This is a genomic window from Bacteroidia bacterium, assembly GCA_026932145.1.
Lineage (GTDB): Bacteria > Bacteroidota > Bacteroidia > J057 > JAIXKT01 > JAIXKT01.
Genome location: JAIXKT010000048.1, coordinates 1 through 24,173, shown reverse-complemented (window position 1 = coordinate 24,173; position 24,173 = coordinate 1). Strand labels below are relative to the sequence as shown.

Annotated in this window: 20 protein-coding genes; 14 read left to right on the top strand and 6 right to left on the bottom strand. The window is 38.4% G+C overall.

Annotated elements, in window-relative coordinates; genetic code table 11:
* Positions 1–51: 51 nt before the first annotated feature.
* The 7 genes from LC115_11145 to LC115_11115 all read left to right on the top strand — a co-directional run bounded on the left by LC115_11145 (position 52) and on the right by LC115_11115 (position 8,067).
* Entirely contained in the window at positions 52–2,016 is a 1,965-nt protein-coding gene (locus LC115_11145; protein ID MCZ2357220.1) for a KUP/HAK/KT family potassium transporter, read from the top strand.
* Between the two features lie 3 nt (positions 2,017–2,019).
* Entirely contained in the window at positions 2,020–2,808 is a 789-nt protein-coding gene (locus LC115_11140) for a DNA alkylation repair protein (GenBank protein ID MCZ2357219.1), read from the top strand.
* Complete coding sequence (gene prmC, locus LC115_11135; protein ID MCZ2357218.1) at positions 2,805–3,647, top strand: peptide chain release factor N(5)-glutamine methyltransferase; 843 nt, start codon at positions 2,805–2,807, stop codon at positions 3,645–3,647. Before LC115_11140 ends, prmC begins: the two co-directional genes overlap by 4 nt.
* Positions 3,648–3,804: 157 nt before the next feature.
* Complete coding sequence (gene ppk1 / locus LC115_11130; GenBank protein ID MCZ2357217.1) at positions 3,805–5,925, top strand: polyphosphate kinase 1; 2,121 nt, start codon at positions 3,805–3,807, stop codon at positions 5,923–5,925.
* The gene (locus tag LC115_11125) at positions 5,922–6,590 is read left to right on the top strand and encodes a sigma-70 family RNA polymerase sigma factor (protein MCZ2357216.1); all 669 of its coding nucleotides are present in this window, start codon (positions 5,922–5,924) and stop codon (positions 6,588–6,590) included. Before ppk1 ends, LC115_11125 begins: the two co-directional genes overlap by 4 nt.
* Positions 6,591–6,626: 36 nt before the next feature.
* Positions 6,627–6,944, top strand: coding sequence for a hypothetical protein (locus LC115_11120; GenBank protein MCZ2357215.1), 318 nt, complete (start codon positions 6,627–6,629; stop codon positions 6,942–6,944).
* Between the two features lie 82 nt (positions 6,945–7,026).
* Positions 7,027–8,067 (top strand): DoxX family membrane protein, encoded by a 1,041-nt coding sequence (locus LC115_11115; GenBank protein ID MCZ2357214.1) that lies wholly within the window; start codon positions 7,027–7,029, stop codon positions 8,065–8,067.
* Between the two features lie 27 nt (positions 8,068–8,094).
* Here the strand turns inward: LC115_11115 and LC115_11110 are convergent, their stop codons facing one another.
* Positions 8,095–9,195 (bottom strand): hypothetical protein, encoded by a 1,101-nt coding sequence (locus LC115_11110; GenBank protein ID MCZ2357213.1) that lies wholly within the window; start codon positions 9,193–9,195, stop codon positions 8,095–8,097.
* Between the two features lie 60 nt (positions 9,196–9,255).
* Positions 9,256–10,197 (bottom strand): PspA/IM30 family protein, encoded by a 942-nt coding sequence (locus tag LC115_11105; GenBank protein ID MCZ2357212.1) that lies wholly within the window; start codon positions 10,195–10,197, stop codon positions 9,256–9,258.
* Positions 10,198–10,420: 223 nt separating this feature from the next.
* On the opposite strand from LC115_11105, the gene LC115_11100 reads away from it, so the two are divergent.
* From LC115_11100 to LC115_11075, 6 genes are all read left to right on the top strand, one after another.
* Positions 10,421–11,662, top strand: a complete 1,242-nt coding sequence (locus LC115_11100; protein MCZ2357211.1) for an aminotransferase class I/II-fold pyridoxal phosphate-dependent enzyme — start codon at positions 10,421–10,423, stop codon at positions 11,660–11,662.
* Positions 11,663–11,701: 39 nt separating this feature from the next.
* Positions 11,702–11,902, top strand: a complete 201-nt coding sequence (locus LC115_11095) for a histone H1 (protein ID MCZ2357210.1) — start codon at positions 11,702–11,704, stop codon at positions 11,900–11,902.
* A 246-nt stretch (positions 11,903–12,148) separates the two neighbouring features.
* A complete protein-coding gene (locus LC115_11090; GenBank protein ID MCZ2357209.1) occupies positions 12,149–12,745 on the top strand; it encodes a hypothetical protein in 597 nt (198 codons plus the stop codon).
* Entirely contained in the window at positions 12,742–13,737 is a 996-nt protein-coding gene (locus tag LC115_11085; protein ID MCZ2357208.1) for a zinc-binding dehydrogenase, read from the top strand. Before LC115_11090 ends, LC115_11085 begins: the two co-directional genes overlap by 4 nt.
* Before the next feature lie 55 nt (positions 13,738–13,792).
* Positions 13,793–14,158, top strand: a complete 366-nt coding sequence (locus tag LC115_11080) for a hypothetical protein (GenBank protein ID MCZ2357207.1) — start codon at positions 13,793–13,795, stop codon at positions 14,156–14,158.
* Between the two features lie 255 nt (positions 14,159–14,413).
* On the top strand, positions 14,414–15,187 hold the full coding sequence (locus LC115_11075; protein ID MCZ2357206.1) for an energy transducer TonB: 774 nt from the start codon (positions 14,414–14,416) through the stop codon (positions 15,185–15,187).
* 491 nt (positions 15,188–15,678) lie between these two features.
* Here LC115_11075 and nuoB read toward each other — a convergent pair whose 3' ends face one another.
* The 4 genes from nuoB to LC115_11055 form a co-directional block, all read right to left on the bottom strand.
* Positions 15,679–16,158, bottom strand: a complete 480-nt coding sequence (nuoB, locus tag LC115_11070; protein MCZ2357205.1) for an NADH-quinone oxidoreductase subunit NuoB — start codon at positions 16,156–16,158, stop codon at positions 15,679–15,681.
* Positions 16,151–17,233: a 4-hydroxythreonine-4-phosphate dehydrogenase PdxA gene (pdxA, locus tag LC115_11065; GenBank protein ID MCZ2357204.1), complete on the bottom strand. Its 1,083-nt coding sequence runs from the start codon at positions 17,231–17,233 to the stop codon at positions 16,151–16,153. The genes nuoB and pdxA overlap by 8 nt, the downstream gene beginning before the upstream one ends.
* Positions 17,208–18,701: a leucyl aminopeptidase gene (locus LC115_11060; protein MCZ2357203.1), complete on the bottom strand. Its 1,494-nt coding sequence runs from the start codon at positions 18,699–18,701 to the stop codon at positions 17,208–17,210. The genes pdxA and LC115_11060 overlap by 26 nt, the downstream gene beginning before the upstream one ends.
* 234 nt (positions 18,702–18,935) lie before the next feature.
* A complete protein-coding gene (locus LC115_11055; protein MCZ2357202.1) occupies positions 18,936–22,235 on the bottom strand; it encodes a PKD domain-containing protein in 3,300 nt (1,099 codons plus the stop codon).
* Between the two features lie 651 nt (positions 22,236–22,886).
* On the opposite strand from LC115_11055, the gene LC115_11050 reads away from it, so the two are divergent.
* Positions 22,887–23,858, top strand: a complete 972-nt coding sequence (locus LC115_11050; GenBank protein MCZ2357201.1) for a DUF3137 domain-containing protein — start codon at positions 22,887–22,889, stop codon at positions 23,856–23,858.
* The last annotated feature ends 315 nt before the right edge of the window (positions 23,859–24,173 follow it).

The window sequence follows — 24,173 nt, the reverse complement described above, 5'->3', positions numbered from 1 at the left end:
AAAACTATAGCAGGCCAAATAACCCAAACAGATTCGTAGATTTGCTTCGAGATGAGTGGGCAGCAAAGTCATGCTAACAAAGTTAGTTTAGCAGGGTTATTAGTAACCCTTGGGATTGTTTATGGGGATATTGGAACTTCCCCTTTGTATGTACTAAAAGCACTTGTGGGAGAATCAATTATCACGCAAGATTTGGTTTTAGGGGGGATTTCTTGTGTCATTTGGACACTTACTTTGCAGACCACATTTAAGTACGTAATTTTGACTTTACGTGCTGATAATAACGGTGAAGGGGGCATTTTATCTTTATATGCTTTGGTAAGGAAGCGAAGTAAAATTTTAGTGTTTCCGGCCATTATAGGAGCCTGTGCGCTGCTGGCAGATGGGATAATAACCCCGCCCATTTCGGTTACTTCCGCCATAGAGCAGCTTAGCCTCCTAAACTCCGAAATCCCAACCGTCCCAATTGTTACCGGAATCATTTTAGCATTGTTTTTAGTACAGCAATTTGGTACAGAACGAATTGGGATAATGTTTGGGCCGATTATGTTTATCTGGTTCTTGATGTTAGCAGTACTTGGCGTGAGTAAAATACCTGGTCATACAGAGGTTTTGATGGCCGTTAATCCATATTATGCTATTAACTTCATTACGAACGTTCCCAATGGTTTTTGGTTATTGGGGGCAGTTTTCTTATGTACTACGGGAGCTGAAGCCTTGTATTCAGATTTAGGGCACTGTGGCCGAAACAACGTGCGGATGAGCTGGATATTTGTAAAAATCTGTTTGATTTTAAATTATTTTGGGCAAGGTGCTTGGCTGCTTAGCAAAGTGGGGCAGCAAACCAATGACGGCACCGGCCCAATGCTAGACTTAAATCCATTCTTTGAAATCATGCCAAATTGGTTCATGTATCTCGGAATAGCAATTGCGGCTACGGCTGCTATCATCGCAAGCCAAGCGTTAATATCCGGAGCCTTTACACTCATCAGCGAAGCTATCCGCCTGAATATCTGGCCAAAATTTAAAATCAAATATCCTTCAAACGTAAAAGGGCAGTTATACATTCCGGCTATCAACTGGATGCTACTAACCGGCTGTTTAGTAGTTGTTTGGTATTTTAGAGAATCTGCCAATATGGAAGCAGCATACGGCTTATCTATTACCATAACGATGCTGATGACTACTTGGTTGCTAACCTATTATTTGATTAGCCGTAATGTTTCCCGAAAAATAGTTATCCCGATAACGCTCATATTCCTGTCCCTTGAAGCCTCTTTCTTAATTGCTAATTTAAGCAAATTTACACACGGCGGCTGGGTAACGCTGCTTGTCGGCGGCCTTTTATTCACCGTAATGTGGACGTGGCTAAAATCCCGAAAAATCAAAGATAGACTAACAGAATTTGTTGATTTAGAACCCCATTTAGGAACCCTACGGGAACTTTCAAACGATAAGTCTGTCAATAAATATGCTACACATTTGGTGTATATGACTGCCTCAAATGACCCTTCCAAAATTGAATCAAAGGTATTGTATTCCATCATTAACAAAAGACCCAAACGTGCTGATATTTATTGGTTTATTCACGTTGATACCTTAGATGACCCACATACTACCGAGTATCAGGTAAAAACAATTTTACAAGAAGATATTATCTGGATCAACTTTCGCTTAGGGTTCAGAATTGAACCCAGAATTAACCTGCTGCTTCGGTACGTTATTGAAGATATGGTTAAAAATAAGGAAGTAAACATCACCAGCCGCTACGAATCATTAAACCGGAATAACATTACCGGAGATTTTCGCTTCGTAGTGCTTGAAAAATACCTCTCCAATGAAAATGATCTACCGTTTTTTGAGTCATTGGTAATGCAACTCTACTTTTTAATCAAGGAATATAGTTTACCCGAAGACAAAGCCTTCGGCTTGGATACCAGTTCCGTAAAAGTTGAAAAAGTACCTTTAATCATAAGCGCAGCCAAAAAAATTCAACTTACCCGAATTAGCTATTAAGTGTTGGAAACCAAACGAATAGGTGCTAAAAGAATAGCAGAAATTCCGAAAGACATCCTAAATAAATTAAATATAGGTGAAATAGAAACCGCAAATCTGGTAGAATACTTAGCACTGAACCAAATAGAATTACTGTATTCAATTCATTTTCCGAAAAAATTACCTCCTGAATGGCAGTTTAATTTATCGGAATTATCTGTAAATCAAAAAGTTCAGCAAATTGGTATTTACTTATTTAGCTGGGCAAAGCAGGAAAGTATTTTACCCGAAGTATGGGCTGTTATCCATAACCACAAAGCAGATATGGTTCGGCAGTGGGCGTGTTTCTGGCTTTTTGCTCAATACCAAGAAGATATTAGTTTACTCTTAGATAGTATTTTGAAGTATGCTAAAGATCCCCACTTTGCCGTTCGAGAAAGTGCTTGGATAAGCGTTCGGCCTGTTCTTAGTAATGATATTGCCTTATCTATCAGGCTGCTGGAATCTTGGGTACAAGATGCTGATGCTAACGTCCGCCGTTTTGCTATTGAGGTACTTAGACCCTGCGGCGTTTGGACAAAGCATATTCCTATTCTAAAAAAGAACCCCGAAATAGCTGCCCATTTATTAGAATACGTTTGTGCCGATACCAGCAGATACGTCCAAAATAGTGTAGCAAACTGGCTCAACGATGCCGGAAAATACAACCCCGAATGGGTAAAAGACCTATGTACCCGTTGGGCAAATACCAAGGAAAAAACTCCTGAAACACGCTATATCTTAAAACGAGCACTTAGGAATATTCAGCTATGAATGCTGCACACTGGCTTTCCGAATTTCAAAAAACACTTACACCATACTATTCATCAGGAGAAGCTCGTGAAATCACATTCAGAGTCCTTGAAGCCATTACTAACCAAAATAGAATTCAACTATTAGCTCAAAACACAACCTTTTCTGCCAAACAAAATCAAACAATAGTTCAATATTTGCAACGGCTGAGGCAGCACGAACCCGTTCAGTATGTTATGGGTTACACTTATTTTGATGACTTAAAAATCACCGTTTCGCCTGCAGTACTCATCCCAAGGCCGGAAACTGCAGAACTGGTTTACTTGGTTTATGAACGTATCAAACAACAAGCCAACATTTCAATATTAGATTGCTGCACAGGAAGCGGATGTATTGCATTGTTAATTAAAAAATTAATTCCCGAATCAACCGTTATGGGTTGGGATATTAGCTTAGAAAGCTTAGCTATTGCCCGCCAAAATGCACAACAATTACAACTTTCTGTTGATTTTTCCCAAGTAGATTTACTTTCTGGAATGTATCCAAAAACAACAGTTGATGTAATCATTTCAAATCCTCCTTACGTGCCGGCAAGCGAAAAACATACAATAATGCCGCACGTTGTTGATTATGAACCAAATATAGCACTTTTTTCTCCAGAAACAGACCCTATCATTTTCTATAGATACTTAATCTTACTCGCGCAAGAACAACTATCACCCAATGGATTTGTAGCCATAGAACACCACTATACCCAACAAGAAACATTGATAAATCTTTTTCAGGAAAATAAATTTTCTTCAGTGCTCCCGTTTAATGACCAATTTGGAGAAAAAAGATTCATAATAGCATCTCTTTAAAAAATACTTAGATTCAGAAAGTATGAAATCTATGGTTTTTAAACCATAGATAAATTGGGGGATAGTATCGGTTAATAATAAAGTTACTTCTTATTGTAGGAATTAATCTCAACGTTATTTTAATTTTATAGCCGTTTTTGGTTGTATTTTTGTAGCTATGGCTCAGACGCAATCTACAGTAAATCTCCAAGACCCAAAATATTACATCAACCGCGAGTTAAGTTGGCTCCGATTTAATGAACGAGTATTAGAAGAGGCGCAGGATAAAAGACATCCCATTTTAGAGCGGTGGAAGTTTGCTACTATTTTTACCACAAATTTAGATGAGTTCTTTATGATTCGAGTTGCTGGGTTTAAGGAACAAATTGATGCAGAAATAGTTACACACACACCGGATGGATTAACTCCCCGTGAGCAATTAGAAAAAATTTATAGGCTACTCCATCCAATGATTGCAAGCCATTCTAAAACTATCTTGGAAGAAATTGTTCCCGAACTTCGCAAAAAAGGAGTGCGTTTTAGGAATTATCAAACACTTACGGATAACCAGCAGGAATATGTACATAAGTTTTTTCGGAATCAAGTTTTTCCTATTTTAACCCCATTAGCCATAGATCCAACGCACCCTTTTCCGAAATTCAGAAACCTTGGCTTAAATTTATTGGTAGAGCTTCGCGAACCTTTCCGAAAAACCGGCCATAAGATTGCCGTAGTACCTTTGCCCGGAATATTACCACGCTATCTATACTTTAATCACCACCGTAAGTATGACCTAATCCTCTTAGAGCAAATCGTGGAAGAACATATTGATATGCTTTTTCCCAATATGAAAATTATCAACATCAGCCAATTTCGGATTACAAGAAATACGGATTTAGATATTTCTGAAGCTGAAGCCGATGATTTACTGAAGATGATTGAAAAGGAAATCCGAAACCAAAAACATGGAGAAGTAATTCGCTTAGAAGTGAGCGACTCTATGAGTGAAAGCAGCCGCAAAACATTGGTGGATATTATGAAGTTGCACCCAAACGACCTATATGTGGTCAAAGGGATGTTGGGCTTAGATGCCTTAAAATCGTTATCTGATGTTATTGAAAATCCGGATATTAAAGATTCACCATTTGTGGCTGCGATACCACCGGCATTGCTAAATAAGTCGAATATCTTTGAAGCTATTCGCAAACGAGATATTTTACTGCACCACCCTTACGATAGCTTTTATCCCATTATCGAATTGATTAAAGAAGCGGCAAAAGACCCTGCGGTATTGGCCATCAAACAAACCTTGTATCGAACCAGCGGAAAATCCCCCATCGTAGCTGCTCTGAAAGAAGCCGTTGCCAATGGAAAACAAGTTACCGCCCTTATAGAACTCAAAGCAAGGTTCAACGAAGAAACCAATATCGTTTGGGCAAGAGAATTAGAAACCGCAGGTGCTACCGTTATTTATGGCGTAATGGGCTTAAAAACACACTGCAAGGTATTGCAGATAGTTCGGAAAGAAAAAGATGACGTTGTGCTGTATTCCCACCTAAGTACCGGAAACTATAATGAAACTACCGCTAAGATTTATACAGACTTAGGGCTGCTAACTGCGAACCGCGCTATCGGTGAAGACCTAAGTGAACTCTTTAACGTCCTAACAGGTTATTCCCGCCAAACCGGCTGGCGTAAAATCTATATAGCACCGATAAATATGCGTCAGCGATGCTTGGAACTCATTGAAGAATGTATCAAATACCATACCGCCGAAGTACCCTCCCGTATCAGAATCGTGATGAACTCCCTCTTAGATACCGAAATGATTTATCAGCTATACCGTGCCTCAGTAGCCGGCGTAAAAATAGACTTAGTCATTCGGGGAATTTGCTCTTTAATACCCGGCATCAAGCAAGTAAGCGAAAACATAACCGTGAGAAGCATTGTCGGTAGATTTTTAGAACATTCAAGGATTTATTACTTTGAGTATAATGGAATTGTAAACCTATATTCCGGTAGTGCAGACTGGATGCCCAGAAACCTAAATAAGCGTGTAGAGGTAATGTTTCCCTTAGATGATGATTTAGTGAAGCAACAAACAATGGATATTTTAGATACTATGTTTAAAGATAATGAAAAGGCAAGAATTTTATCACCCGATGGAACTTATCGAAAGGTAGATAAGTTAAATACAGACAGCAAAGAGTTATTTTCTGCGCAGGATTATTTTTTAACATTTTCACAGCAGCGTCAGCGGGCAGTAGAAAATGTGCCATTTAATCAACTACAACCATGACTATAAGATCAACATACCATAGCCGCCCAAGTTCAGGGATAGAAGAAGCGGAGGATTTTACAAATGATACCCATTTGGAGGTATCGGATAATGAATCTGACCCAACGCTGAATGAAGAAGAATACGCTTTTTTTGAAACAGCGATGCTTCCGCACCTAAGATCATTGTATCACTTTGCCTACCGCTTAGTAGGTAATGCTGATGATGCAAATGACTTAGTGCAAGAAACTTACCTAAAAGCGTTCCGTTTTTTTCATAGCTTTCAAAAAGGCTCAAACGAAAAAGCATGGTTATTTCGGATATTAAAAAATAGCTTTATTAATCAATATCGAAAAGTTACCCGTGAACCCGGTAAAATAGATTATGAAGAGGCTGAACTGTTTCTAAACACAGGGCGTGCCAGATATGCAGAATCCATTGACGCAAGAGATAAATTATTTGAAAACGCTTTAGGAGATGAAATTTCCGGTGCCCTAAGTGCCTTACCAGATGAATTTAGAATGATTGTAGTTCTATGTGATATAGAAAACTTTAGCTATGAAGAAATAGCCAGAATCACAGACGTTCCCATAGGTACAGTTCGTTCTAGGCTGCACCGTGCCAGAAAAATGATGAAAGACAAGCTAATCCCCTACGCAATTTCAATGGGTTATCTATCTAAGTAAAACTATTAACCACTCCCTAATTTGTATTTTTTTTATATGAACAACCCAGCTAACAAGTACGGCGTTAAAAGGCCGGATTCTCCTTACACCTCAGAAGAATGTGAGCAGATTATCCAAGAGTTAGAAGAACTTTTAGATGGAGAAATTAGCCAAGAAAAAGCGGAAAGCATCCAATCTCGAATTGAATCCTGTGAATTTTGCTTAGAACAATACAATTTGGAGCGATCTTTTCGGGCACTTCTGCGAAACAAAGTTTCCCAGACCATTGAGTCCAACCAGACCCTAAAATCGCTTCAAAACTCTATTTTAAACTTAGCTAAAAGGCTTTCTCAAAACGAACGAAAGCAGCCTTAACGCTTAAGTATTCAGCAAGAATAGCCAAATTGTTTGAATACAGTTTGAATGTTGTAACTTTGTTGCCAACGAAGATAAATTTATGGTAGCTGCCAAGAATTCACCATTTTTAAGAAACAAAAAAGTCGTTAATCCCAAAGTAATGTTTGTATTATGGACATTTCGGATTTTAGTAGGTATTTTGTTTTTAATATCTGGGTTCATCAAGGTAAATGACATTACTGGTTTTGCATACAAGTTAGAAGAGTACTTTCACGTCTTTGAGCGGAACTTATTTCCGGGGTTTATTCATTTTACGCCTTTTTCGATAGCGATAGCTGCTGCCATTGCTATTTTTGAGGTTTTTACAGCTATTACACTTTTGTTAGGCTACGTTCCCCGCTTCACCACAAGTTCTATGCTGCTGATGATAATCTTTTTTACGCTACTCACTGGATACTCATTCAGAACCGGCTTAGTTTCGGATTGTGGTTGTTTTGGCGATGTGCTGAAACTAACCCCCCTTGAATCTTTCATAAAAGATCTTGTGTTGATGGGCATGATTGGCTTCTTATTCGTTCATAGAGAAAAAATCACAAATTTCTGGGAAAATATTGTTAATGATATACTTGTACCCATCGTTTTTGCAGGCACTTGTTTCTTAACTTGGTATAATTGGGCAAATTTACCGATGTTGGATTTTTTACCCTACAAAGTAGGTGCTGATATAAAACATAACACCACAACTTTAAACGAAAAAGGAGAATTTATAGCCAAAGATTATACTCCCATTGGACTTGACTGCAAAATGGATGAGTTTGAAGGAAATACATTCATCATAATCATGCGGGATATGGCCTCCATTAATAGTGATGAGTATGTGAGCCTTACAAACTTAGCAATACGGCTTTCCCGCAAAGAAATAAAAGTCTTAGGAGCTACTGCCTCTACCAGAGACGTTAAAAGTGCTACTATTGCAAATTACAAAATTCCTTTTTGCGTAGCAAGTATGGACCAAACCGTGCTGAAAACGATGATACGTTCAAACTTGGGATTTATGCTGCTGAAAAATGGAATTTGCTTGGGAAAATGGCACGGAAATAATCTACCGCAGGATACCGAAGTCTTAGGATTACTACGTTAAAATAAACCTAAGAATAATTCTTATCCATTATTCCTTACCAATCTTTGAGTTAGCAAATTGCCACAGCGCATCTTTATGCCTCAAAAGCCAAATACAAATTATTGCCGGTAAAATAACCGCAATAGTAGCCTGAGTAAGGATAAATGATTCCGGCGTGATTCCTATTGAATGTAAGATAGATTCCTCCCAACCAAAAAACCGGACTGGCCAAGTAGCCCAGTCCCATACCTCACCAAAGGAATTTCCCACCGTAAAATTATCTGACAACAAAATTAACCCAAGGGTAGCTATTATAATAACTCCAACAAGTATCCCTAATATCAAAATAATAACAGAACCAATCAGCATAGAAATAAGTGCTACAATGCCAATCACGATGTTTATTAACAGCAATAAATAGAGCATCAGAAAAGACCAGCGAATCACCCCCACCACAGGTGAACTAAATTGGTTAAAATCATACAAATCAGGAATTTCTGAAAAGTAAATATTCGGGATATTCCAAAGGAGTTTGATAGAACTCAGATTATAATACAGCCCGATAACAACAGCCGGTATCAATAAAATCAACCAAAAGGCATATAAATTAGGTGCAAAATATTGCGTATATTCAGTAATTGATTGATTTTGGAAATTATGATTTTGGGCAAATTCTTTGTATTCAGATAACTTTTCGATGGAATCCCTTTTTTCAGACAAAGCCAAATACCAACGTCCCTTCAACGACAAAATCTTATTGTGTGAACTTTTGGATTTATCTTGGCTATGAAGTGCGTTCTCTAAGCTATCACAAAAGGTGATAACTATCTTACTTGGGAGAATTTGATACGGAGTATCGGTAGGTTCGGGAAAAGTTCCGTTTGCAAAACGACTTACCAAGGACTCCTTAAATGCAATTCTCGCTGTATCAGTCCACTTGCTGTCTAAATATTCTCGGATAATAAGTCTGGTATCGTTTTGGCGCAAATCTTTCCACGCAGATGAAATGGCGAGAGCTACAACAACCAAAAACAAGATTTCCAGCGCAGAAACTCCTATTAAAAAACGCAATAACTGCTTAGAACTGAATTTATTTGGATTGAAAATAAATAGTAACGGCTGTAAAGGTATGGTGATTATAGCCTTCAAAAAATCTATTAATAACCTAAAAGATGCTTTAAAAAATCTAAATAATACTTTCATTTATCTTCAGTCCTTAAAAAAATCGTCCAATAAATCTTTAGGATGTTTTTTTTTCTTAGAGTCATCTTTTGGGTCAAAAAATGAATTTAAAATCTCATCTTTTGATGACTCAGATTTTTTTTCTTCCGAAAAGAAATTTTTTATATTATCTGGGTTTTTATCTTTTGGTTTGAAAAAATCTGTTATTAATAGCTGTTTATCAGGTAGTTTTGGTTCTTCTTTTTTAGTTTTTAGGTTAAAAACATCAAAGTATTTATCTAATAATTGGGCTTGTTTTTTTTCAGTTTCTTTTTTTTGTTTAATTAGCTGATTTTCAATTTCTTGCAATTGAATTTGCTTTTTAAGTTCTTGGTCTAATACTTGAAGTTCTTGCTGTGGGTCGTTGGTATGGGTTAATTGGAGAAGAGCTTCGGCTTCGGCCTCCATTCGATTAATTTCGGCTTCCTGTTCATCTAAATCTACCCGACTGAGCTGCCTTCCTAATTCTTTTTCGGTTTGGGCAGTATTTCTTTTTAAGATTAAAACAGCTTCTTTAGCCCTTGTTTCATTAAGTTTAAATTGCAATCGAGCGATAGCTTGTTCTACTTCTTTAATGGAGTTTTCCATAGAAAGATTTAGCTGTTCATACTGAGAGATTTGGTTTTGGCAGAGAACAATTTGCTGTTGAATTTCGTGGGTTGAAACATTTTGGTTATTTCTGGCGCGGTCAAGTATTTGCAGCAGCCGATGCTGCTCCTGCTGAAATTGCTGAATATACTGGCGGATTTCTGCTTGACGCTGTTTGGTAACTTCCAATCCTTTGGTGTGGTCAGAAATAGAGGCTTGCAGCTCCCGCATAATCTGTCCTAATGCTAAAAGAGGGTCTTCCAGCCGCTGGTCTAAATCAATACCATACTTTCGCTTATGAACGTATTGCTTTATTTTTTTTTGAAACTTATCCCAAACCATATTCCCAAAACAAAGTTACGTAACGAACCGTTTAAAGTTTCCTAAGGAAACAAAAAGATTCTGTTTTAGGGCTGTTTGTACTGATAAATTATTTTTATCCGCTCAAAGTTATGAGATTACGGTTTATTTATCTTGGGTCAAGGTATAGAGATAATTTATATTTTTTCCGGAACAACGTTATAAAACAGTGTATCTTTGTGATAATTTCAACCAAAAATACCAAGTGGATATATTCGACAAAATAGCGCGTAATATGCGCAGTGATTTGGGAAAATATGCAGAGATGGGGCACGGCTATTTTAGCTTTCCCAAGTTAGAAGGGCAAATTCAGCCTAAGATGCACTTCATGGGTGAAGAAGTACTTTGCTGGTCTTTAAACAACTACTTAGGTTTAGCTAACCACCCGGAAGTCCGTAAGGCAGACACCGAAGCCACCACCGAATGGGGGCTTGCCTACCCAATGGGATCCAGAATGCTTACCGGAAATACTGACTACCACGAAGAATTTGAGAAAAAAGTATCCGCTTTCATGGAAAAAGAAGATGCTTATCTACTAAACTTTGGTTATCAGGGACTTGTATCTATAGTTCAAGCACTTGTAGATAGAAAAGACGTTATTGTTTATGACCATTTATCCCATGCTTGCATCATTGACGGAATGTTATTGAGCCAAGCAAAGCGATTTGTATTTGCTCATAACGATATGGCGCAGTTAGATGACCGCCTGCAAAAGGCCACAAAATATGCAGAACAAACCGGCGGTGGAATCCTCGTTATTACCGAAGGAGTATTTGGAATGAAAGGAGATACCGGAAAATTAGACGAAATAGTACGCTTAAAGTCAAAGTACAAATTCCGCCTGTTAATTGATGACGCACACGGCTTCGGCGTGATGGGCCCCACAGGAGCCGGAACAGCAGAACATTATGGAGTACAAAAAGACGTAGATATAATATTCTGCACCTTCGCTAAATCTATGGCACTTATAGGCGCTTTCGTAGCCGGAGACAAAACGATTATTCAATATCTTCGTTACCACATGCGTAGCCAGATTTACGCAAAAACATTACCCTTACCTATAGTTATCGGTGCATTAAAGCGTTTGGAATTATTGATGAATCATCCGGAGTTACGAACAAAATTATGGGATATAACTCACGCTTTACAGCAAGGGCTTCGCGAGCGTAACTTTGACATTGGGATTACAACAACACCGGTTACACCCGTTTACCTCAAAGGCGGAGTAATTGAAGCCACATTGCTAACCAAAGACTTACGCCATAATTACCACATCTTCGTTTCCATAGTAACTTACCCTGTTGTAGAAAAAGGAGTGATTATCCTGCGGATTATCCCAACGGCTGCGCATTCCATAGAAGATGTTCAGACTACCTTAGAAGCATTTTCAGCAGTACGCCAAAAATTAGATACGGGAATTTACACAAATAATTTTGTTGCTAATTAATTTTTTTCGATTTTTACCCGCAAATTAACACCAAAAACCATGAGTAGATTCACTGAAATTAAGGGGCTTATCTTAACATTAGAAGATGACTTTATCAAGTTTTATGAGCACGGAAATAAATCCGCCGGCACCCGAATCAGAAAAGGGATGAAAGACCTGAAAGACCTTGCCCATACAATTCGTATGGAGGTTCAAGAAATAAAAAATAAAGCTGAAGAAGACAAGAAAAAAGACTCCTGATTCTCAAAGAATAGGTATTCTCAAAGACTAATATAAGAATTAGCCTTTAACTGGCCATTGACATATAGTTTTCTGTGTTAGTGAGTTGTTGTGGTTTTCACCTTTTTTTAATTGGTGTTATGGCTTTTAAATACTACTAAGTTATGTAGTTAGCTATATTTAAGACAGATAATTACCATAAAAAAGTAATACTTTTTGATACATCTTTATTTGATTGTCAGTTAAATTATAACTAATTTTGTCTGTATGCGTTTGTATTTTCTGTTTTTCTTTTACTTATTTTTTGTCAATCTATTTGCCCAAGATGTTATCGTTAAAACGAATGGGGAGCGGTTACAGGTTACAGATATTCAATATACAGACAGCACAATTAGCTTTCGATATTATGCTGCCCCGAATGGAAATTATTTTTTACTAAATCTTCGGGAAGTTGTAGAAGTCAGGTACTCAGATGGCCGTATAGCGGTTTTTGATGCTCGAAATTCTAATAAACCTAATAGCAATGAAAACGCTAATCTCTTTGGTGGCGATATGTATCAAAAAGCCATTCGTGATGCCAGCATTTTTTATCACGGTTACGTTACGCCGATGATTCTTACAGGAGTTAGTGCTGCGGCTTGTGGCCCCGTTTGTGGTTTAGTTCCCGCTTTTTTCACAACCAAAACTCCTCCAAAATCTCATAACTTAGGGTATCCTAATCCAGAACTTATGAACAACCGCCCCTACGTGGACGCATACATAAGCCGCTCATGGCAAATCAAACGGAATAAAGTCTGGTTAGGGTACGGTATTGGAGTTGGTATTTCATTAGCAGGGACATTTCTTTTTTATTCATTAAAATGATTGCTTTTGCATTAGAAGAGCCGGGAAAAGTATCTTTGGTTGAACGGCCTATCCCCCAAATTAAATCTAACGAAGCTCTTATTCGTTTGGATGCAGCCGCCTTTAACCGTCGAGACCATTGGATACGAATGGGCTTGTATGCTGGAATTGTGCCCTCAATATTAGGGTCTGACGGCTGCGGCGTGGTAGTAGAGATAGGAGATACAGCAGAAAATCAACATTGGTTAGGTAAACAAGTAATTCTAAACCCCAATCAAAATTGGGGTGATGACCCCCGGTTTCAGTCAAAGTCATACCGTATTTTGGGAATGCCTGCTGACGGAACACTGGCCGAATATATCGCTATTCCGATAGATCGTTTGCATGAGAAACCGACTTACTTGAATGCTCAAGAAGCGGCTGCATTACCTTTGGGGGGGCTAACAGCCTTCAGAGCCTGTTTTTACAAGGGAAATATTGAACCCGGAATGAATGTATTAGTTACCGGTGTTGGCGGCGGAGTGGCGCAATTTGCAGCCCAGTTTGCTATTGCCGCACAAGCCAATGTCTTTGTAACCTCCGGAAGTATTGATAAAATTGACACACTCACAGCCATGGGAGCAAGCGGCGGGGTATCTTACAAAGAAGCTAAGTGGCACGAAAAACTGCTACGCGATTCTGGTGGTTTTGACGTAATTATAGATAGTGCCGGCGGCCCAGACTTTAACACCTTGTTGCGTATCTTAAAGCCGGCAGGTACATTAGTCTTTTATGGAGCAACGCTGGGCGCAGTCCCACAATTAGATATGCCACGTATCTTCTTTGGCCAGTTTACCATCAAAGGAACCACGATGGGAAGCGATACAGACTTTACCCAAATGCTGGATTTTGTTGCTAAACATCAAATTCATCCGATTATTGAGCCAGCCCGGCCACTCTCAGATGCTCTCGCAGCTATCAATGACCTTAAAGAAGGAAAATTCTTTGGAAAGATAGTCCTGAACTGCCGATGAACATTGCTGATTTGTGAACAGAAGTAATTTTGCTGTGTTTCTTTTGCTGATATTTATGGATATTTTTAACAATACAGCATCGCTACAAAAAACCATAGCCATCACATTATTAGGTATTTCGCAAATTTTCTGGGCTTGCAACAGAAATAGTGATATAGATAATGAAATAAAAGAGCAAATCGGATTATATTATCTAAAATCAAGTACTGCTGTAGGTGGAGGGAGTTGGCACATACACAACATTGATTTGATTAGCAAAGAGCAAACTACCCCCAAAAATTGGACAGTAAAAGCAATCATTAACGGGATATACTCTTCACCTCCCTTAGGAAACCCAATCCCAGATAGCAAATTTAGGGATACCGCTGTATTTCACTTCAAAATCAATTCTGAAGGAAATTGGATTTGTAATGAATTATAGAGATAATTCCGTATTTGATATAAGTTTCGTTAATAGCACCAATATTTGAATATAGTATTTGCTTAGCATTATTTACAAATATAATATCGCTATAAGTATGTAAAATATTTATTTTAAATGTATTATAAAAACATCAAAATACTATAAATCAGAGTTTAGCCTAAAAAGATAAATCCACAAGTCTGAAACAAAGCAGGTAGCGTTTCTCGTATAACTTTTTTTTCCGGTTAGATAAAAACCTTGTAGTTTTGAACCATGCCAGCAGTATATGATTTTGAAGCTGAAGAACGCAAACGAAAGCAGATAAGTTTGGTAGCTACATCAGTAATAATGTTACTGTTGTTTCTATTAACCTATTTTCTGGTTATTGTGCATGGGCAGGTTCCGAATCCGGAGGAAAATCAGTGGATAGCAGCCGGTAGAATTGACTTTGGAGACATGACCGAAGGCAGTAAAGATATAAATAACTTTTTTGAGGCTTCGGAAACCCCTTCTGAAAACGCACCCAGCAGTACTGCTCAAGATGACCCAACTCCCTCTAACAATACAGAACCAATAATATCTTCTTCTGAACCAAGTGAAGTTTCTGCTCCGCCTGCCGAAGAAAAACCCAAAAAGAAAAAAGTGAAAGTAAAACGTACCGCAGAAACCCTAAATGACGAAACATCCGGCGGGTCTAACCACGGAAACAATTCCTCCGGAACAGGAAATAGAGGTACACCTAACTCCCCAGTGTTAGACCCAGAAGGATTGTATGCGTGGGGAACAGGTGAAGGAGACGGCTTAAACGGAAGAGTTCCCTTAGCCTTACCTCAGCCCAAATATGAAGTCGATGAAGAAGCCAAAATCACCTTTGAAATAGTAATATCCCCAGACGGCCGCGTTAAAAGCGTAACTGCCAAAACTATAGGAACATCACCCGAACTCAAAAAAGCCGGTATGGACGCTATCAAAAAATGGAGATTTAACGCAATAGAATCCGGAAAAATTCAAAAAACAAGAGTAACCATCCGCTTTAAACTGAAATAATAACCAAATTCAGGATCTTGGTTCAGAAAATATTGTTGCTATCATAATAGTATCATAGTTTTCTTGTTGCTAAAAAAAGTAAGTAGCCTTCCGGACTAATCTCCTGTTCGAACCGCTTGCCGTTCCGGCTAATGTCGCCCAACAAAATATCAGACAAAATTAGATTTTGAGAAGATTACCCCCGTATCCGATTTTTTGTAATTTTGGCAAGAGCTGCAAAAATAAGAATCCTAAAAACACAAAACATTAGGTCAAGTCTTTACTCAGGAATGGATTGTAAGCGAAATTTTAGATTTCATGGGGTACAATTCTGTTTCTATTAGAGATTATAAATAAAAAGCTATTTACAGATTAACTATTTGATTTTCTATGGTTTTTCATAGAAAAACCTTTTACTTATAATGTCTAATAGGAAGGGTTTGCAAAAAAATAGTCAATGGGTAGATACGCTATTTTTTATAATGGCAGCACTAAAATGCCTCTACGCAAAATTACCGTCCGTTTTTTACTTTTTTATATAACTCAACAATGCCACTAACAATTGTTTGCGGTCTGGGTGGGCATCCGGGAACAAATACATCTACCGGAATAATTTGATTTACTCCTTTTAAGACATGATAGCCGTGTTCCCAATAAGGGCCGCCAATATTGGCACAAGAGCCCATCGAAATTACATATTTCGGAGAAAGTAGTTGTTCATAAACGGCTTTTATCCGCTCTACTGTCTTGAATGTTATTGTGCCTGCAATAATCATCACATTTGCCTCATTCGGAGGATATTTGGGAAAAGAATCATTACTATCAAGCTCAAAATGATTCAAATAGGCGCTGACCATTTCTACGCCGCAACAAGCTAATCCAAAGCCAATAGGCCAGATAGCGGAAGTTTGGCTCCATTGATATAGTTCCACTAAGCGGGATACTAAGATTTGCTCTTCAGATAAATGTTGAATAAACTGAGGGTTATTCATCTTCTTGAAGTACTTCTACAGGCAAAACTGTTTTTAATGGATTAGAATACAATATGTTAGACTCTGTTCGTTTTCGTAGAATGTCAATAGCAAGCCAGATAGCATTTAAGAAGCTGTCTTTTTTAGCGACTCCTTTTCCAGCGAGGTTAAATGCGGTTCCGTGGTCAGGAGAAGTTCTGATGACCGGAATACCGGCAGTAAAGTTCACTCCATTTCCTTGAGCAATAGTTTTGAATGGTATTAATCCTTGGTCATGATACATTGCCAAAATAGCATCAAATTTAAGGTACTGGCCACTGGCAAAGAAACCGTCAGCAGAGTATGGCCCAAAAACCAGCCAATTTTTTTGATTGGCTTTTTCTATGGCGGGAATAATCACTTCTAATTCTTCATTACCCAGCAGGCCGGAGTCGCCGGCATGTGGATTTAAGCCTAAAACGGCTATTTTGGGATTATCAATCCAAAAATCTGTCCGAAGGCTCTGATGCAAAATCTGAATTTTGGAAAGAATCGTATTGATATTAATTGATTCCGAAACTTGTTTTAACGGAATATGCCCGGTTACGGTAGCAATTCGTAGATTTTCATAAACCATAAGCATCAAAGAATCAGTGCTTTGAAATGCTTGTGTTAGGTATTCTGTGTGCCCAGGAAAGTTAAAATCATCGCTTTGTATTGCAGCTTTATTGATTGGTAAGGTAACGATAGCGGAGATGAGGTTCGTTTGGGCGTGAGCTACTGCCCGAGATAAAGAATTATAAGCTACAATGCCGGCAGTTTTAGATGGTTTTCCAATCTCAACCCGTTCAAAGCCTTGTCCACACTCAATAAAGTTCACCCGATTGGCCTGTGCCTGATCTATTTCTTGGATGTTTTGGTAACTGAATTTTTGTTGTTTTAGTAAGTTTTTATGGTAGTAAATAGCTTTTCCGGAGCCATATACAACGGGGATGAAGAAATGGAAGATTTTACTGTCTTCAAAGGTTCGTAGCAGTAGTTCGTAGCTAATACCGTTTGGGTCGCCTAATGTGATTCCTAATATTGGGATTTTAGTTGTTTCTGGGTTCTGTTGCATGGTCTAATAAAAATTGCATTAGTAAGCGAACGCCAGTTCCGGTGCCATTTTTAGGGCGGTAGTTATCCTGAGCATTTAAGTAGGCTGGCCCGGCAATGTCTAAATGCACCCAAGGATAGCTTGTAAAATGTTCTAAAAACTTTCCGGCAGTAATGGCTCCAGCGTATGGGCCACCAATATTCTTAATATCAGCTATATCGCTTTTGATAAGTTCTTTGTATTCATCCCAAAGTGGTAGCTCTACTAACCTTTCGTAAGATTCTTCACCTGCTTTTAGGAGAGCTTCTTTTATGTTTTTGGAAGCGTTGGTCATCATTGCAATTCCTTGTACTCCAACGGCAACTACTGCGGCGCCGGTAAGGGTGGCTAAATCAATAACAAGTTTTGGGTTATATTGTTTGGCGTAGGCTAAGGCATCGGCTAATATCAGGCGGCCTTCGGCATCTGTATTTAAAACTTCTACGGTTGTTTGGTTATACATACAGATAACGTCGTTGGGTGTGTAGGCATCTTCACCCGGGCGATTATCGGTTGCAGGTACTAAACCGATGATATGTAGTGGGATTTTTATTTCTGCACAAGCTGATAAGGTGGCAATTACTGTAGCTGCACCGGCCATGTCGCACTTCATCGAATCCATTGAATTTGGAGTCGGTTTTAATGATAATCCGCCGGTATCAAAGGTTACCCCTTTACCAACCAATATTATGGGTTGAGTATTTACGGGATTTTTAGGTTTCCATTCTAAAATACTAAATGTAGGTGGCTGAATGCTTCCACGATTAACACTTAGCAGGCCTCCCATTTTTAAGGCTTCTATTTTGGTTTTTTCCAATACCTCAACCGAAAATCCGCTTGTTTTACCTAATTGAGTAGCTATGGTTGCTAAGGTAGTTGCCGTAAGTTGGTTCGGTGGGTCATTCACAAGATCCCGTGCTGTGCAAGTAGCTTTGCCAATAGCAATACCTTCTAAGAATCCAGTTGTAGCATCTTCTGATGAAAGCGACTTGTTTCCATCCATAAAATAGCTTACTTTTTCTACTGTATTCTTTTTTTCATTTGCATTAGAAAAATATTTAAGATATTGATAATTACTTAAAAAGGGCATTTCTCCTAATACTCGTGCCAATTTATTGGGGGTAGAAAACGTTGCTGCGCCCGGGAAAAAAACCGTTACTTGGCTGCACTTTAAAGCATTTGCACGGGTAAAAAGTGTGTGTAATGATTTTCGAAGTTTTTCGTATGTAAGTGTTTCAAGTTTTCCAAGCCCAATGCCAAGTATTTTTTCAGAATCAGTGATATGCTGCAAAGTATCCTCTTTTTTTAAAAGTTCTGAATCCCAATCTATAGCTTTATAAAAAGGTTTTGGGAGTATTTCTTTAAAGAGCGGGGCACTTTCATCCGTAATCAGCAGACCTAATAAAATTTTGGGGTCTTTTTTTATTTTGTTGGTGAATTTTACTTCCATTCTAATATGTGTTTGGGCAAAATTAATGATTGATTATTTCAATACATAGTAAAAAGTATTTTTTCTTTTAGGTAAACAAACTTCTCCTGCCTCAAGTTCGGATGGATGGGTATTGCTCTGTTTTTTAGACCACTATCTTGAAAGTTCGGGCAAACTTACTGTTTTAAAAACAATAAATCCCGACAGTAAAAAATATACTTATCGGGATTCATTGATTTGCTATTGGTTTTTATATCATCGAATCAGCATAAGAGTTCCAACACGTTCAATTGCTTTTCCGTGATAGTTCACTGCACGTACTCGATAGGTATAAACACCTTCGGGGAGTTCTTTTTTGTTATAATCTGTTCCATCCCATTGGAATCCCAAGTCTTTTGAAGTAAAGACAACTTCGCTACTTCGTGAGAATATAACGATTTCAAATTCTGGGAGATATAGTCGAGAAGAAACTGAAAAATAATCGTTCACTCCATCTCCATTGGGAGAAAATGCTGTGGGAATCAACAGGTTAATAGTTTCCCGAACGAGGACAGCATTTTGTTTGATAATGGTATTTGTGCAGCCACTTGAATCCGTAATAGAAAGAGCTATATTATAGCGGCCAACATTTTCATATTGATGAAGAGGATGTGCAGCCGTTGATAATCCTCCGTCCCCAAAATCCCATAAGTAAAACGCAGCATTCGGTGTTCCTGTAAATAAACATTCTGCTATAGCATCCGGCATCTCTAAGGTATCTTCAGCTACATAAAAATCTAATTGCGGAAGGTCTTTTACAAAAACAGAAACGGGAACACGCACGCTTAAACAGGTGGTGGTGTCATTTCTATTTTCAACATAAAATGTTTGGGAATAATCTGGGCGGTATTCTAATGTGGGGCCTTCATGGAAAGCTGAACCACCTACCGGCTGGTTATACCATAACTGTGTAGTGTTGGGTAGTGGGTTCGCGTCATATAATGTGGTCGTGTATCCAGAACATACTGTATCGCCAACCATTATCGGAGGGGGAGCAGGCGGGTAGATTTCTACTACCTGAATAGAAGTATCTGCACAGCCAAATTGTGAAACTATTAATGTTGTGGTATATGTTCCGGGTGCGTTGTAGCTTACCGCCGGTGGAAATTGCCCTACGTAAGTAGCAGGCGTAGCCGCTGAACCAAAATCCCAAGTATGGGTTGCTGATGGTAATGCACGACTATAATTATAGTATATAACCGAGTTGTTTACTAAACAGTTTCCGTATGGGGAAACAACTGCACTTGCAAAGGGAATAGGATTTACCGAAAATGTTATATAAGCAGTATCACTCACACAACTATTTTGGGTAACTACTAACTTAATTATTTTAGTGCCTGTTGTTTGATAACGTACTTGAGCGGTTGGCTGTGTAGCTATTGCAGGGAAAGAACCATCCCCGAATTGCCAGAGGTAGGAAGCTCCGCTACCCGAAACGCCACTCGCCGAAAATGAATACTGATTTCCATCAAAACATTGATCATTCTGCGGATTGATAGAAACCGTAGGCTTAGTATATCGCCTAATATGATGATAAATAGTATCTCCAAAGCAAGTACCGGTCTGTGGTATAGCAAAAATTGTTGTGTCCTGAGTAACCAGAATACTGGTAACGGGGCCAACCGCCCCATGACTCCAAATGAATTTGGGGGCACCAAAGCCGGTTAAACTTACTGACTGGTCTCCGCAAACGGCTGTATCTCCTGAAATTGCCCCTGTCGGTGAATTTGATATTAGGATTGTTTTAGAGCCTGCCGGACTTAAACAACCAATACTTCCCACTGCGAAAGCAGTAATTGTTGTGTTAATGTGCGGAGAAACATAAATAACGCTTCCTGTATCACCGGTACTCCAGATGTATGTAACGTTCGGTGAAGTTGAAGATGCACTTAATTTTACGGTATCACCAGGGCAGATTATTGTGTCTGAAGCAGATATGGTAATATCCGGAACAGGATTTACAATAACCATCACAGAATCTGTAACGGTACAAATACCTTTGCTGGTCGTAATCAAGTAGTGAATGGTATCCGGCAATTGGGGATCATTGGGATAAAAGAAATTAGGTTGAGCAACTGTTGTGTCGGACAAGGCGGTGCTTGGTGTCCAGAGATAAGTTTGTAGCGGGAGAGGAGGTTGTCCTAAGCGTAGCGGGTTTCCGGCACAAACTGTTACATCCGGGCCGGCATCTCCATCAACGGCAACTGCTAACGGTATCCGAACAGTGTCTTGGTAGGAGGTAGCGCAACCATACTTGTCAATAACGGTTAAAGTTATGGGATAATCTCCCGGTTTTGAATAGGTGTGTGAAAACGTAGAATCTTGGTTTCTGGGGTTGTTGTTTACGCCGCCCGGTCCTGACCACCTAAATTTATAAGGAGGATGATAGCTGAATGAGTCTAAGTGCGCCACCATTGTCGCAGTATTGCAAAGCACAGTATATTCACTATGGATTTTAACACCACCACCGACCATGACATAAAACTTTCGGTTCGTTATACCTTTTCCGAAACATTTTGTATCTAATCCTTTCACTGCAAATACATAGGCGCGCGGCGAAGGAACGGTGGGTGTCCAGTTAAACTGACCCCAAGTTGAATAAGGTAACGGAAAATTAGGAGTGTTAAAGGTATAGTTTCCGTTTAAGTTAAGGGAGGTAAATTCCATATAAACACTGTCTTTGGTACAAGGAGCCCCCATCGTATCTAAATCAACAGCATATACTTTAAAATCTACAAAGTCATTGAGGCACACAAAAATGGAATCTGTTCCGGTGCTATCTATTCCGGAAACAATAGGAACGCGCTGTGGCGGGCAGCCTGAAGGAACAGCACAGTTAATAATGGTGTACTGCATATCCCGCATAATAGTTCCTATGAGTTGGCCGTTTCGGTATTCATCAACATAGACCACAAATATTCCCCTAAGCGGAGTTGGGCTAAATATTGTAACTTCTCCCGTTGCACTATTTAGGCTGAAGTATCTGGGCGCGTTACCTAAGGGGGTATTTGTCCCATAACCCGGTGCCCATGATACCGTATTTGGCATTGGGTTACCAAGCCGGTAAACTAAGGAATCTGAATCTAAATCTACAGCTAACTGATTTATCGTCAATGTATCTCCACTGCAGAAATAGGGAATCGGTCTCTCTAAAAAATAAGGAGATGTGTTGTTACAAGAATTTCCTGTTTGGGATAGGTCATAACTTGCCAACACACCAAAATCTGCTCCACCAGGACTGCTTATGTTTTGAATAGCAGAATTACGGCAGCAGTCTTCGTAATAAGCGGAAATTTGGCAATTAATACCGGTTACATCATAATCCCGAAAATATACTGATTCTTCTATTCCGGGTAAACTTCCAGGAGGATTATCACATTTATTACGTGCTGTTGGGCAGGGAGTTACGTCTATAGCATTAATTGGATTTCCGTCATCATCAGTCATATATTGCCATGACCCTATTGGGGTTGGTACTCCACACATTGCCGTAACATCAACGTATGAACTTAACATACTCGGAGTTGGCGCATCTATCCCCTCGCAATCTCGATAAAATTTTAAAATAACTCGAATTTGATTGGGGCCAATACATTGAAAATAAATATCAAATGCGAAACCATGTGATGCCCAACTCGACGGGATACAAAAAAGTACTAAAAAAAATAATAGTACTCCTGTTTTTTTCTTTAAAAGCGACATAGTAGCTTACGCCTTAATTTTTTAATGGAGAGCGAAATTACGACTTTTTTAAAACCATCCGTATTTTTATAGGTTAAATTTCCAATAGAATAGCTTTTTTAAGTATTTCTCACCTTACAACGGTTATTAATAGTTTCGGATATGATACTTTTTGCCCTAAAACGGGATCTATTGTAAACATATTTTCCACAAAAGGATTATCTAAGCTAATGATATTAACGGAAAGAAAATAAACTATCTCATAATTAAATATTAAATACGCTTAAAAATTAGGTTATTTCATTTAGTTTTTGGCAAAAAAGAGCAAAAAGTACTCAATTTCCCCATAAAAACCTATGCAGTAATCTCTATTTTTCAAAAGTCCATAAAAAAATATGCGTGTTAATAAAATTTATTCTATCCGGTATTGTTTTTCTCTCGTAAAAAATACTTACCTTTGTGATGTATTTAGTGACTGTAACCGTTATGAAGTCAATTGAAGATCTACAGGAATTTTATAATCAAGAGCTTATTCAGGATCTTGAGGCTGTTGAGGCCAAGCGGAAGAAAATTGTTAAGAATATTTATATCGTAATCGTTGTTACCCCGATATTAACTGCCTTAACTATTGGAGCAATTTTTTGGCTGCGTTATACAACCGGCTTAATTCTTATTCCGGTACTCATTTATCCGGCTATAGCTTGGATGACTATTTCTTTTTTTAAATCTGATAAGGAGTTTTATTACGATTTTAAAAATAAAGTTATTCAAAGAATTGTGAAGTATGTAGATCCAAGTTTGAGCTATATCAGTACGAAGCATATTTCATATAATCATTTTATTCAGAGTAAATTATTTGCAAAATCTTTAAATCGTTTTTCTGGTGATGACTTCGTTTCTGGAAATGTGGGGAATATCAAGATAGAATTATCGGAGGTTTTGGCAGAAGTTAAATCCTCAGAAGTAAAAAGTGAAGATACAAAGTCAGAGTGGCATTACGTATTTAGAGGTATCTTTTTTGCTGCCGAATTAGACCACCAAATCACGAGCGAAGTTTTTATTTTATCAGACCCTTCAGATAGTTTGTATAAAAAACTAAAGAACAAGCAATTAGATATGATACGTCCATCGGCCTTGAAGACCGGAAATACTGACTTTGATAATACTTTTTTCTGTTATTCCCATGACCAAGATGAGCTAAATTATATCTTAAATAAAGATCTTCAACAGATAATTTTAGAGTTCAAGGAAAAAACAGGATGCAAAATTTACATCTCCTTTATTGGAAACCGAGTATCTGTGGGTATTTATCATTCAAATGACCTTTTTGAGCCACGTCTTTTCACAACTATGCTTGATTTTGCAATGATTAAAGAATACTACGAAGATATTTATCATGCTATTGTTATTGCGCAAGAGCTAGACGTTCGTACGCGCACACTAACACACCAAGCCTAAAAAATAATTAAACTTATCAAAAGCGAAACGCCTAAAATAGGCTCTATTTTAGGTGTTTCGCTTTTGATATTCTATCTGTTCTTCAGAAAGTATAATAAAGCTTTTGGCAATAAGTAGCAATATTCCGGTTTATAGCTGAAACCAAACTAACCCTTGAGCGATATTACGTCAGCAGTTCTCTCCCCCGCCACAGCGTTTTGGCTTACGTTACCCAATAAAACACCGGACAAAATTAGAACCCCAAAAATAAACCGTTGAGTTAATACGATAATGATATTTTAATTAGACCAAAATGTATCTATATTCATATATTTG